Genomic DNA, 12706 nt, shown 5'->3' with positions numbered 1-12706 from the left:
GACCGAAAAAAATATAAATGATAAACTTAAATTTAATAAAGATAGCGAATATGATACTGTAAAAGAGGTTCAGATTGTAGAAATTGCACTAAAAACCTTTTATATAGGTGCGCAAGAATCTATTTTGGACATATAACAATTATTAGGTATTAAATTTGAGACTGATAATATCTATACGTTTGGTGGCTGGTTTATGAATCAATTTAGGGGGCGATTAGAAAAAAGTGCGCAAATATCTTATTATGGCTATTGTTTCAAAGTAGTAGCAATAGGCGAAATAGTATTTTACGCTTTGAAGTTAAAAAAGAAGTTTAAAGAGAAATACGTTGGCGGTTAGTATCAAGTAAATACTATGTTATTTTAGGGGGGGAAAATTTGAATTTAATTAAAAATATGATAATGGATAAAGCACAGCATCGAATTGAACGCTTTGGCTTTAAAAAAACTACAATGGACGAGTTAAGTAGAGATTGCGGTATTTCTAAAAAAACAATTTATCTGCATTTTAAAGATAAAGAAGATTTATTGAAAAGCCTGATTTTAAGAGAATCACAGGCTTTTTTGCAGCGGGTATTTGCTGAAGTTCAAACAATTGCAGATCCGTTAGAAAAACTAACTGCCTTGATTAATGTTGCAGTACAAAACTTTAATCAAGATAATTTTATAACGGGAATTCTAAAAGAAGATGAGATATTTGCAGCTTTTGTTAAACGGAAATATCATGCAATTATTGATCAAGAAATAATTGCTAAAATTGCGCAAATAATTAAAGATGGTAAAACAAGAGGTGTTTTTCGCGAAGTGAATGAAACTGTGGTAGCTTATGCAGGTTTTAAATTGTTTCAAGCTTTTACTTATGCCAAAACAGGGCCTTTAGAGCCAGAAGTAGATTACACACCTGAATTAGTTGATTTTCTAGTGCAAGCAATTATTAAACCCCAGTCGCGTTAATCACATAGAGGTTTTTAGCGAAACTATAAAGTATCGTAAAGTCTCTATGAACTATTTTTTTCAACGTCGGAAACTTAAAAACTAAAACAGTTTACTGGTTGATTTTATTTAATAAATAAGGCTATAACACCAATAAGCAATGTCTATTGACATTATAATTAAAAATAGAGTATCTATCTGTAATATGTATTATAGATATAAGGAGCATAAAGTGAATTTTTTAAATTTTAAATACCGCGAAATAGTGAGTAGGCGAGAGAATATTTAAGATTATAGAAGGAGGATAACCAAATGAAAAAAACTATTAGTATAATTAGCACGCTGCTTTTGCTAGTTACGTTAACAGCCTGCGGTAAAATAGCTGATAATGGTCTAAATAAAGATCCCTTAGTGAGAACTTATACGGTAACAGATAGCGACTCAACTCAGCAGGCTAATTATTCAGGCGAGGTACGTGGGCGTTATGAAAAAAAATTAGCTTTTCAAGTTGCTGGTAAAATTATTAACCGCAATGTTGAAGTGGGTAGTAAAGTTAAGGTTGGAGATGTTTTGCTACAAATAGATCCACAGGATATTAGGCAAACCGTAAATATTAATGCGGCTCAAGTTGCCGCGGCCGAATCCAAATTAGAACTTGCTAGTAGTGATTTGCAACGTTACAGTAGTTTACATGCCCAAGGAGCAATAAGTACTTCCCAACTAGATCAATATAAGAATGCTTATGAAGTAGCTCTAGCCGCTGTACGTCAAGCAAATGCACAGTATAATCAAGGTGCTAATCAGCTAGAGTATAGTTATCTTAAAGCAGATGCGGCAGGGGTTATTGCCAGTATTGCTGTAGAAAGTGGACAAGTGGTTAGTGCGGGACAAACTGTGCTTACCTTAGTAAGAGATGGGGAACGTGAAATAGAAATCAATGTGCCAGAAAATAGAGTGGAACAGTTAGCGATAAATACACCAGTACAAGTAGATTTTTGGGCTTTAGAAAACATTAAAGTAGTTGGAAAGGTAAGAGAAATTTCGCCTGTGGCCGATAAAGTTACGCGGACATATACGGTACGGATTAGTTTGCTAGAGCCACCAGCAGAAATTAAGTTGGGGATGACCGCTAATGTATTAGTAAATTATCAAGACCAGAAAACTAAAATTCACACAATTCCAATTACTGCTCTTTATCAAACAGAAACTAAAGCTCAAGTTTGGTTAGTGCGTGAGGGTTGTGTGCAGTTACAAGAGGTTAAGCTAGGTAATTTTAAAGATGATAAAATTGAGGTAATATCAGGGCTTAAAACAGGAGATATTGTGGTGACAGCAGGTGTACAAAAATTACACGCCGGGCAGAAGGTGCGTATATGAAAGATTTTAACTTGACCAGATGGGCGCTAGCACACCAGCAACTTGTGTATTTTTTTGTGGCCTTAACATTTATCGCCGGTCTGTTTACTTACCCGCGTTTAGGCAGAATGGAAGATCCGGAATACGTAATTCGTCAAATGATTGTAAGCGTTGCTTGGCCAGGAGCTACGGCTAAGCAAGTCGAAGAACAAGTTACGGATAAACTTGAAAAAAAATTACAAGATACTCCTGGTTTAGATTATTTAAAGAGCTATTCTAAAGCTGGGCAAGCTGTAATTTATGTAAATTTGAAAGAATCTGTGCCCGCTAAAGATGTGCGACCTACGTGGTTAGAGGTGAGAAACCTAGCTAATGATATTAAGGGTAGTTTGCCACAGGGAGTAGTGGGGCCGGCTTTTAATGATCGCTTTGATGATGTGTTTGGCAGTATCTATGCTTTGACAGCAAGTGATTATAGTTATGAAGAATTACGGGCTCAGGCAAAACAAATTCGGAGAATTTTGTTGGGTGTAAATAGTGTTAAGCGGGTGGAATTAATTGGTGTTCAGCCCGAGAAAGTTTATATTGAAATCCAAAGTAACAAACTGGCGCAACTCGGACTAGATCCAAAGGTTATATTACAAGCAGTTCAAGCTCAAAGCTCTATGAATCCCGCAGGTATGTTAGAGACTAAGTCTGATAATGTTTATTTGCGGGTTTCGGGCTTATTTGACAATCTAGAGCAACTGAATAATTTGCCAATACGTGCCGCGGGCAGAACTTTTCGTTTGGGGGATATTGCTAAAGTTAGCCGTGGTTATGTAGAACCAAGCGAACCGAAAATGTATTATAATGGGCAACCCGCGGTGGGACTGGCAGTATCAATGGATAGTGGCGGTAATATTATTAACTTGGGTTTGGCGTTACATAAAGCAATTGCTATGATTAGACAAGAATTGCCTCTAGGATTAGAAATTAGCCAAGTTGCTAATCAAGCACAAGTCGTGGAAGAATCAATTGGCGAATTCACCAAGTCACTTTGGGAAGCGATTATTATTGTGTTAGCGGTGAGTTTTCTAAGTTTAGGAGTACGTTGTGGTTGGGTGGTAACTTTGTGTATTCCCTTAGTTTTAGCGGGGGTTTTTGCTGGAATGAGTATCGCGAGTATTGATTTGCATAAGGTTTCGCTGGGGGCGTTGATTATTTCCTTAGGCTTATTAATTGATGATGCGACAATTGCAGTAGAAATGATGGAAGTAAAGCTAGCACAGGGCTGGGAACGGGTAGAGGCAGCTTGTTATGCTTACCAGGCGACGGCTTTTCCGATGTTGACAGGAACTTTAATAACTTGTGCAGGTTTTATACCTATTGGTTTTGCCAAAGGAGCTTCTGCGGAATTTACTAGTAGTTTATTTCCTGTAATTACGATTGCCTTATTATTTTCCTGGGTAGTGGCGGTAATGGTTACCCCACTATTTGGCTATGTACTAATAAAACCGCGCAGGACTGAAAATATAAATGACCAGGCTAATAAGCAGGAAGTTTATAATACAAAGTTTTATAATTTTTTTAAGAAAATTTTAGTCTGGTGTTTAAATAATCGCAAACTAGTTTTAGGGTTTACTATAGCGTGTTTTGTGTTGGCGGTGTTTTCTTTGAAATTTGTAAAAAAAGAATTTTTCCCTCCTTCAACAAGACCAGAGTTGATAGTAGAGTTAACTTTGCCAGAAGGGGCTTCGTTGCTAGATACAGAACAGCAAGCCAAGAAATTAGCTTTACTATTAGAAGATGAGCCGCTAATTAAGCAATATAGTTATTATGTCGGCAAAGGTGCTCCACGTTTTATTTTAACGCTAGAGCCGAAATTGCCAGCCAATAATTTTGCGCAGTTTATTATTGTAGCTAAAGATATAGAAGCGCGTAAGCAATTACAAAGTAAGCTAGAAAAACAATTTAATCAAGGTTTTGAGGAAGTCCGCTCAAATATTAAACTAATTCAAACTGGTCCGCCATCAGATTATCCAGTAATGCTGAGAGTTTCTGGTTATCAACAAACAAAAGTATTAGAGCTGGCTAATAAAGTTGGACAAATTATGCAGTCTAAGCCAGAATTGAAAAACATAAATTATGATTGGCAAGAAAAAGCCAAGAGTATGAAATTAAGTGTCGATCAAGATAAAGCTCGTTTATTAGGGATAACGAGCCAAAGTTTAGCGAAAGATTTACAGGCACAAATTAGTGGTCTAACTATTGGTGAATATTATGAGGCGGATAAAACGCTAGGCATATTATTTCGGTTAGATAAGGAAAATCGAAAAACTTTAGCAGAAATTAAGAATTTACCAATCCACATTGGTGGTGGCGCTTTTGTACCCTTAGAACAAATTGCTAAAATTAGTTATGAAGCAGAAGAAGGTACAATTTGGCGGTATAATCTAAAGCCAACAATAACGGTACAAGCAGATGTTGTAGGAAAAATAACTGGCAATGATGCTACACAACAAGTTTATAGTGAACTGCAACAGTTGCGAGACCAATTGCCATTTGGCTATAGTATTGAAGTTGCGGGTTCGTCAGAGAGAAGTAAAACTTCTGTAGATTTTTTATTGCAAACCGTGCCAGTAATGAGTTTAGTTATAGTAATATTGCTAATGTTGCAATTGCAAAGAGTATCTTTAGTAGTAATTGCCCTATTAACTTTGCCTTTAGGGATAATTGGGGTAAGTGTGGCGATGTTAATAACTGGCTTACCATTAGGGTTTGTAGCCCAACTGGGGATTTTAGCTTTAAGTGGTATGATTGTTCGTAACTCTGTAATTTTACTAGATCAAATTGAGCAGCATTTAAGCAACGGCGAAACTTTAAGTAATGCGATCGTTGATTCTACGATTTTACGTTTTAGACCGATTATGCTTACCGCAGCAACTGCAATTTTAGGGATGGTCCCATTAATTAGCAGTACGTTTTGGGGACCAATGGCGGTAGCAATTGGCGGCGGCTTATTGGGAGCGACAGTAATGACTCTACTAGTTTTGCCGACTATTTATGCAACTTGGTTTAAAGCACCGAAAATTTAATTGAGTAACAAATAAGTAACAAAGTTGTAAATAAAATAATAGAAAGCGCAGTAGTTATAATGCTACTGTGCTTTCTATTATTTTATGGGGTCACTACAGCCAAGATTGATACAGCTTATATTTTTACAAGAGCAGTTCTGTTTGAAAAGCAATGACAGCATTGCCAGAGATACTAACCTCCAAAGGTTTATGATTTTCTAAGCGGACATTGACTTCGATAATTCCAGTGCGAGCAATAGCTTCACCTTGTTTAGCTTTAAAACTATAATTTGTAGCAGGTGTTTTTACTAATTGCTGTTGAATCAGATAGGCTCCTAAGGGGCCGTTGGCATTACCAGTAACAGGGTCTTCGGTTATGCCAATAGCGGGTGCAAACATTCGACCATTTACTGTAATTTCTGAGGTTGGATCGAATGTATAAACATAGTAACCATTGCAATCTATCTTTTGGCTAAGTTCGCTTAATACACGATGCTCAGGCTGTAGGTTGTGTAAAAGGTTAATATCTTTAATACCAATGAGAACTTTCGAATGACCAGTGGATACTATTTGAATTGGATGCGTAGTTAACAAATCTGTTTCAGATAAGCCTAAAGCTTTAAGAAGAATAGTTTTTTCTTTATCAATTAAGTAATTACCGAATTCTATTTGTCCTTGAACCATAGTAATTTTATAATCATTGTTTAACTTTTCAATATGAACAGGTAGAATTCCCGCCCCAGTTTTATGATAGATAGTTTGACTTGCAAGGTTGTTTTCTAGAGCTCGCACATAATGGGCGGCGATAGTAGCATGACCACAGATCGGGACCTCATTAGTAGGGGTAAAATAACGTAAATATGTCGTATAGTTAGGATTATCAGCCTGAAAGATAAATACCGTTTCGGAATTGTTTAATTCACGAGCTATTTGTTGCATTTGTATTTCAGTTAAGCCGTCAGCATTAGTGACTACTCCAGCTGGGTTTCCCTTAAATATTTCTTTGGTAAAAGCATCAACTTGATAAAGCCTATATTTTTTCATAGTTCCAACTCCAATACTATAAGTATATGTTAATTATAGATTAAAGAAATTTTTTCGCAAGACCCCACTTAAAGGGTAGTTGCTATTCTAATGTATAGTAAAGTAATTAATAATGTTTAAATAATTTTAGTAAGCAAGGTAATTTAAGTATTGGCATGATTTGTAATTAAAAACACAAAACTTGTAATTGTTTTAGTTTAGTTAGACTAAAACAAAAGGTGTTTTTATTATCACATAATGTTTTAAAAATTACCTCAAGCATATGCTATAATGAAAATATAGATTGTCGGATTGGTAGTGTGAATTTAATTTAATGGAGGAGTTTGTATGAATTTATTAAAAAAAGTAATATTAACACTAAGTGCATTTTTAGTTATTTTTGGCCATAGCACAATTGCTATGGCAACTAATGAAAAATGGATAAGTGATCCAACAAATGGCATTAAATTTTGTATAGTATTTTGGGATGAGAATGTAAATATAGTATCAGCATCATGGATTGGTCCAGCTGTAAATGGTGTTGCAGAGGGGTATGGAAAGTTGCAATATGTTTTTAAGGGCAAAGATGGTAAAGAAACTACAGTTCAAGCAGATGGAGAAATGTTCGCAGGAAAACTAAATGGTAAAGTAAATATAAAATGGTCTGATGGTGATTCATATATAGGGAATTACAAGAATGGTGTTCGGGAAGGGCAGGGTATTTTTAAATTTGGGGTAGGGAATACTTATGATGGCGAGTGGAAAGCTGGACTACAAAATGGTTATGGTACGAGTAGAAATTCCAAGGGAGAGATTGTACATGAAGGAGAATGGAGTAATGGTGAGCCAGTAATAAAACTCAAAACAGATAAAGTGCTCGGAATTTCTTGGGGTGCTACGGAAAATGAGGCAAAACAGATAATGGGCGAACGTAGTAATACTACACGCATTGGTTCAGACAAAAAATCAGAGCAAAGTTGGCAAATATATGTTAGTACTTATAACGATGAGCCTGCTAGAGTTGAAATATTCTTTTATCAAGGAAAAATGTATCAGGTTACAGTACAAATATATGCCAATGAAGACCAGATTTTAGATAAATTTCATTACGTAAAAAGAGGCCTTACAGGACGATATGGAATTCCTTATACAGAAGCTGATGCCAAGTTTGATTCGAAAGCTGCATGGAATTTAGGAGAAGGATATAAATTAGGAATATTGGTGGGAAAACATCAAATCCCGCAATTGCCTTCCTCTTGGGGCAAAAGTCAGTTTCCGTGGAGATTTCCTTTTGCTGTGACGATTTTTTATGGTCATCCTCAAACTAGTTATATTCTTGAAAAGAAAGCTGAGGTTGGTTCAAGTAAAGACTATTAACAAAATAACCTTTTTATTGTTTATGTATAATTCTAATGTAAAACCCCTAGTTTATGAGTATAAGCTCAATAAACTAGGGGTTTTAATAGTTATATTTAGTTGCGAATTAAATAATCAAAGGCACTTAGGGCGGCTGTTGCTCCAGAACCCATAGAAATAACAATTTGTTTGTATGGGGTATTAGTGCAGTCACCAGCTGCAAATACGCCAGGAATATTAGTTGCTCCACGACTATCTACAATAATTTCGCCACAAGCATTTAATTCTAGAGAATCTTTTAGCCAGTCAGTATTGGGAATAAGCCCAATTTGGATAAAAACTCCTTCTAAGTCAACTTTTATGGTGTTGTTAGTTGCGCGGTCAATATAACTAATTCCAGTTACTTTTTCGGTGCCGATAATCTCCGCGGTTTGCACATTTTTTAAAACTGTTACATTAGGCAGGCTGTAGAGACGTTGCTGCAAAACGATGTCAGCTTTTAATTCAGGCAAATATTCGAATAAGGTTACATGTTCGACAATTCCGGCTAAATCAATAGCTGCTTCAACACCTGAATTTCCACCGCCGATAACGGCCACACGCTTACCTTTAAAAATAGGGCCATCACAATGTGGGCAATAGGCTACACCTTTGTTTTTAAATTCATTTTCGCCTGGAATTCCTAATTGGCGGTATCGAGCTCCAGTTGCTAAAATTAAAGTTTTAGCCTGTACTTTAGCCCCGCTATTTAGCTCTAATTCGAGTAAGTTGTTTTTATGAAGTTTTACCGCCTTTTGAACTTTAAAGAGCTCAATATTATATTCACGAACATGTTCTTCTAAATTTTGAGCTAATTTTGGTCCTTGGGTGTGTTTGATTCCGGCAATATTCTCAATGCTCATAGTATCTTGAATTTGCCCACCAAAACGCTCCACAAGAATTGCTGTACTTAGGCCTTTGCGAGCCGCATAAATTGCAGCACTTGCACCTGCTGGACCACCACCGACAATTAAAACATCATAGGTTTTGTTAGTAAACTCCGTAGTTTCTAAAGCGGGGGCTATTTTTGTAATTATCTCTTCGAGACTCATGCGTCCGCTATCGAATAGCTCGCCGTTTAAGTAGACGCAAGGGACAGCCATAATATTTTTATCGGCTATTTCTTGTTTAAAGGTAGCACCATCAATCATTGTGTGCGTAATATTAGGGTTAATAATACTAAGTAGATTTAAAGCTTGAACTACTTCTGGGCAATTATGGCAACTTAAGCTAATATAAGACTCGAAATTAAAGTTGCCGGAGATTGTTTTTATTTGTTCAATTATTTGCTCAGTCACTTTTGGGGCTCGACCACTGACTTGTAAAAGCGCTAGAACCAAAGACGTAAATTCATGGCCTAGTGGAATGCCCGCAAAAGTTACGCCCATATCTTGTTCAACTCGATTAATACTGAAACTAGGTGTTCTAGCTAACTTAGTATTTACAACAGTTATTTTAGAAGACAACTCGGCCAACTCATTGACTAAATTAGTCATATCTTGGGAAATAGGATCATTATCAACACTTAGCTTTATTAAAATTGGCGCTTCTAGTAATTCAAGATATTGTGCTAATTGTTCACGGATTTCCTTGTCTAGTACCATAGCTAGTTACCTCTTAAATCTTTCCTACTAAGTCCAAACTAGGTTTAAGTGTTTCAGCGCCTTCTTGCCATTTTGCTGGGCAAACTTCTTTAGGGTTATTGCGAACATATTGGGCAGCTTTTATTTTATTAATTAAGATGCTTGCATCACGACCAATACCGCCAGCATTAATTTCGATTGCTTGGACAATACCATCTGGGTCAATAATAAAGGTGCCGCGATCTGCTAAACCTTTTTCTTCGATTAAAACCTCGAAATGTCTAGATAAAGTATGTGATGGGTCACCAATCATTATATATGTTATTTTACCGATAGCATCTGAAGTATCGTGCCATGCTTTATGGGTAAAATGCGTATCTGTAGATACAGAATAAACTTCTACACCTAGTTTTTGCAAGGCTTCATAGTTGTTTTGTAAATCTTCAAGTTCAGTAGGGCATACAAAAGTAAAGTCAGCGGGATAAAAGCAAACAACACTCCATTTTCCTTTGAAATTAGCTTCTGTTACCTCTATAAAATTACCGTTGTGATAAGCTTGAGCACTAAATGGTTTTACCTCAGTTCCGATTAATGACATAATAAATTACCTCCTAATAGTGTTTTAATTTTTGATATTATCCGTTTAATAAAAACTAACGGATAATAATTATCATCTGGTAATTATTATCGCACCTTAAATATCCTTTGTCAATAGTTAGTCTAAAATAATTCGAACAAGACGCAAGTTTGTGCTAGAATAAAATAAAAGATTTAAGAAAAAATAAATATAAAGTAGCTATTATAGAGGATATGATAAAAAATGATAATAGAAACAAAAAGATTAAGATTACGTCCTTGGTTGATTAGTGACGCGCCTAGCTTATATGAATCTGCAAAAAATCCTTTAATAGGACCTGTTGCTGGTTGGCCAGTACATACTAGTATCGCTAATAGTCAAGAAATAATTGCCAGCATATTGTCAGAGCCAGAAACATACGCTATCTGTTTAAAGCAAGATAATTGTCCAATAGGTTGTATAGGCTTATTATTTGGAGAAAAAAGTAATGTTAAAGATATAGCAGTTGATGAAGCTGAAGTAGGTTATTGGATAGCTGAACCGTTTTGGGGTAAGGGGTTAACTCCAGAGGCACTAAATGCAGTTATGCAATATGCGTTTGAAACTTTGCAACTAGAAAAATTATGGTGTGGTAATTTTTCAGGTAACGAACAGTCAAGAAGTGTCCAAAAAAAGTGTGGTTTTATTTATAGTCACACTAATAAAGATGTTTACTGGAGTTTATTGGATGAATTTAGAACAGAACATGTAAGTTTTTTAACTAAGAAAAGGTGGCAAAAATTGCAGGCGATATAATAAAATTATAGTCAATAGGTGTAAGTAAGTTAGTTTTATGATTATAAATTGATTGCCCAATAGAAAAGAAAGTTATTGTATTATTTTTTAGCATATGGTATCATCAATATTATTAATATAGATGGTACAAATAAGCAGGCGTTTAGCATATTACTGCGCTAACACAGCTGGGCCGAAATGGCAGCAAGATTATTTAAGCTTGTGGGACAATGTTTTTGTTCCATAGGCTATTTTTATTGTTCAAGTAGCAGGGGAGGAAGTATGAATCAGTTGATAGAAAAATTTTTTGGTAGTAAAACAGGCGCTGCTAAAGTTTCTGTTATTTCTAATTTTATCTTAGTGCTTTTAAAATTAGGGATAGGAGTTTTTACTGGGGCAGTAAGTATTGTCTCAGAAGCCGCACATTCGGCAGTAGATTTATTGGCGGCTTGTATTGCTTATTTAGCGGTTGCAAATTCAGATAAAAAACCTGATAAAAAACATACTTATGGGCATGGAAAAATTGAAAATTTATCGGGTGCAGTAGAGGCATTGTTAATTATATTTGCCGCAATATGGATAATATATGAGGCAGTACAGAAGTTTTCGGCGCACGAAGTTCCTCAATTTTTAGAATATGGTATTGTAGTAATGTTAATTTCTATTGTGATAAACTATTTTGTTTCGAAAAACTTATTAAAAGTAGCGAAAGCAACACAATCACATGCGCTTGAAGCGGATGCTTTGCATTTGCAGGCCGATATTTGGACGAGCGTGGGTGTTTTGTTAGGCTTGGTTGCAATAAAAATAACAGGATTATATTGGCTAGATCCTATAATTGCTATGTTAGTTGCTATTATAATTTTTAAAGCGGGTTATAGTATGACGAAGAAAAATGTGTATGAGTTAATAGATGTAGCGCTGCCAGAAGAAGAGCGACTGATAATACAAAGTCTTTTAGATAAAAACCCTTTGATTAGAGGGTATCGGCATATTCATTCAAGACGTTCTGGAAGTAAAAGGTTAATTGACTTGTATATTTTTCTAGATGGAGAGTTAAAATTGCAACAAGCACATTTTATTTGTGATGAAGTGGAATATGAACTTAAGCAAATTTTTGCTCCCTGTGAAGTAACGATACATCCAGAGCCATATGAAAAAGAAAAATGAAAGGTTGCTTTTAAAACTGACTTGCGTTAATGTATAATTACAGCAAGTCAGTTTTGCTTTTTATATAGTTGCGCAAATGGACAACGGAAAAAACTTTAATAAATTGAAGAAGGTGAAGTAGTGAAAGTAGATGTTGCATTATTACCTATAAATTTAGAGCAAGTTGATATAACTGATAAAATATGTATTATACTAGATGTTTTTCGGGCTACGACTAGCATTGTTACAGCTATGTCTAATGGTTGCAAGAATATTTTTCCTGTTTCTAGTTTAGATATAGCGAAGGCTTTAGGGAAACAAATTTCTCCAGCTCTATTTGCAGGTGAAAGACAATCTGTAAAGATTGCTGGATTTGATTTTGGTAATTCGCCTTTAGAATTTACCCCTGAGGCAGTTAGAGATAAGAGTATTATTATGACTACAAGTAATGGAACTATTGCAATTGAAGCTACAAAAACTGCAAAGACCAGCTTGATTGGTTCATTTATTAACGCTAAAGCAGTTTGTCAACAGGCGGTAAGCTGGCGAAAAGATATCATTATTGTTTGTGCAGGTACGGATCGACAATTTTCTTTAGAAGATGCAGTTTGTGCAGGAGCCTTGGTTGATAATTTATCAGATACCCATATGCGGAGTGATTCTGCAATAGCCACTTATTTAATGTACAAAAGTGCGTCTGAAAATCTAAAAGAATTTGTAAGCCAAAGCAAAAATGGCAAACGCTTATTAGAATTAGGCTACTTAGATGATTTGAATTATTGCCTTCAAAAAGATCTTTGTGATGTAGTTCCTGTTTATAGAGCTGGCAAAATAAGTGTTTTTTAAAATTTAACTTGGGGGTG

General features: G+C 35.6%; 11 protein-coding genes and 1 riboswitch. Of the genes, 8 read left to right on the top strand and 3 right to left on the bottom strand.

Translation table 11 applies throughout. The features are described from left to right. Positions 1-193: 193 nt before the first annotated feature. From SUCMO_RS11405 to SUCMO_RS0107005, 4 genes are all read left to right on the top strand, one after another. On the top strand, positions 194-337 hold the full coding sequence (locus tag SUCMO_RS11405) for a hypothetical protein (protein ID WP_019879920.1): 144 nt from the start codon (positions 194-196) through the stop codon (positions 335-337). Positions 338-375: 38 nt separating this feature from the next. Then, positions 376-951, top strand: coding sequence for a TetR/AcrR family transcriptional regulator (locus SUCMO_RS0107015; RefSeq protein WP_019879918.1), 576 nt, complete (start codon positions 376-378; stop codon positions 949-951). Between the two features lie 291 nt (positions 952-1242). Next, a complete protein-coding gene (locus tag SUCMO_RS0107010) occupies positions 1243-2307 on the top strand; it encodes an efflux RND transporter periplasmic adaptor subunit (RefSeq protein WP_019879917.1) in 1065 nt (354 codons plus the stop codon). Next, on the top strand, positions 2304-5363 hold the full coding sequence (locus tag SUCMO_RS0107005) for an efflux RND transporter permease subunit (protein WP_019879916.1): 3060 nt from the start codon (positions 2304-2306) through the stop codon (positions 5361-5363). The genes SUCMO_RS0107010 and SUCMO_RS0107005 overlap by 4 nt, the downstream gene beginning before the upstream one ends. Positions 5364-5486: 123 nt before the next feature. On the opposite strand, the gene SUCMO_RS0107000 is transcribed toward SUCMO_RS0107005, so the two are convergent. Next, positions 5487-6386, bottom strand: coding sequence for a PhzF family isomerase (locus SUCMO_RS0107000; protein WP_019879915.1), 900 nt, complete (start codon positions 6384-6386; stop codon positions 5487-5489). A 327-nt stretch (positions 6387-6713) separates the two neighbouring features. Here SUCMO_RS0107000 and SUCMO_RS11015 point away from each other — a divergent pair, with 327 nt between their 5' ends. After that, positions 6714-7742: an MORN repeat-containing protein gene (locus tag SUCMO_RS11015; protein WP_019879914.1), complete on the top strand. Its 1029-nt coding sequence runs from the start codon at positions 6714-6716 to the stop codon at positions 7740-7742. 95 nt (positions 7743-7837) lie between these two features. Here the strand turns inward: SUCMO_RS11015 and ahpF are convergent, their stop codons facing one another. Beyond that, positions 7838-9364, bottom strand: coding sequence for an alkyl hydroperoxide reductase subunit F (gene ahpF / locus SUCMO_RS0106990; protein ID WP_019879913.1), 1527 nt, complete (start codon positions 9362-9364; stop codon positions 7838-7840). 13 nt (positions 9365-9377) lie between these two features. Continuing rightward, the gene (gene ahpC, locus SUCMO_RS0106985) at positions 9378-9941 is read right to left on the bottom strand and encodes an alkyl hydroperoxide reductase subunit C (RefSeq protein WP_019879912.1); all 564 of its coding nucleotides are present in this window, start codon (positions 9939-9941) and stop codon (positions 9378-9380) included. A 222-nt stretch (positions 9942-10163) separates the two neighbouring features. Between ahpC and SUCMO_RS0106980 the strand changes: the two genes are divergently transcribed. From SUCMO_RS0106980 to SUCMO_RS0106970, 3 genes are all read left to right on the top strand, one after another. Further along, positions 10164-10715, top strand: coding sequence for a GNAT family N-acetyltransferase (locus tag SUCMO_RS0106980; protein WP_019879911.1), 552 nt, complete (start codon positions 10164-10166; stop codon positions 10713-10715). Between the two features lie 121 nt (positions 10716-10836). After that, positions 10837-10927, top strand: a riboswitch (NiCo riboswitch). A 49-nt stretch (positions 10928-10976) separates the two neighbouring features. Beyond that, positions 10977-11864 (top strand): cation diffusion facilitator family transporter, encoded by an 888-nt coding sequence (locus tag SUCMO_RS0106975; RefSeq protein WP_019879910.1) that lies wholly within the window; start codon positions 10977-10979, stop codon positions 11862-11864. 120 nt (positions 11865-11984) lie between these two features. Then, entirely contained in the window at positions 11985-12689 is a 705-nt protein-coding gene (locus SUCMO_RS0106970) for a 2-phosphosulfolactate phosphatase (RefSeq protein ID WP_019879909.1), read from the top strand. Positions 12690-12706: the final 17 nt, after the last annotated feature.

Source organism: Succinispira mobilis DSM 6222, from assembly GCF_000384135.1.
In the GTDB taxonomy this organism is placed as follows: domain Bacteria; phylum Bacillota; class Negativicutes; order Acidaminococcales; family Succinispiraceae; genus Succinispira; species Succinispira mobilis.
The sequence above is the reverse complement of the archived record's forward strand: the minus strand, read 5'-3'. Positions and strand labels throughout refer to the sequence as shown.

Bases quoted from the DNA above. Each gene is read 5' to 3' on its own strand.
- SUCMO_RS11405 (WP_019879920.1), top strand. From the start codon at position 194: ATGAATCAATTTAGGGGGCGATTAGAAAAAAGTGCGCAAATATCTTAT.
- SUCMO_RS0106980 (WP_019879911.1), top strand. From the start codon at position 10,164: ATGATAATAGAAACAAAAAGATTAAGATTACGTCCTTGGTTGATTAGT.
- SUCMO_RS11015 (WP_019879914.1), top strand. From the start codon at position 6,714: ATGAATTTATTAAAAAAAGTAATATTAACACTAAGTGCATTTTTAGTT.
- SUCMO_RS0106975 (WP_019879910.1), top strand. From the start codon at position 10,977: ATGAATCAGTTGATAGAAAAATTTTTTGGTAGTAAAACAGGCGCTGCT.
- SUCMO_RS0107005 (WP_019879916.1), top strand. From the start codon at position 2,304: ATGAAAGATTTTAACTTGACCAGATGGGCGCTAGCACACCAGCAACTT.
- ahpC (WP_019879912.1), bottom strand. From the start codon at position 9,941: ATGTCATTAATCGGAACTGAGGTAAAACCATTTAGTGCTCAAGCTTAT.
- SUCMO_RS0107010 (WP_019879917.1), top strand. From the start codon at position 1,243: ATGAAAAAAACTATTAGTATAATTAGCACGCTGCTTTTGCTAGTTACG.
- SUCMO_RS0107000 (WP_019879915.1), bottom strand. From the start codon at position 6,386: ATGAAAAAATATAGGCTTTATCAAGTTGATGCTTTTACCAAAGAAATA.
- ahpF (WP_019879913.1), bottom strand. From the start codon at position 9,364: ATGGTACTAGACAAGGAAATCCGTGAACAATTAGCACAATATCTTGAA.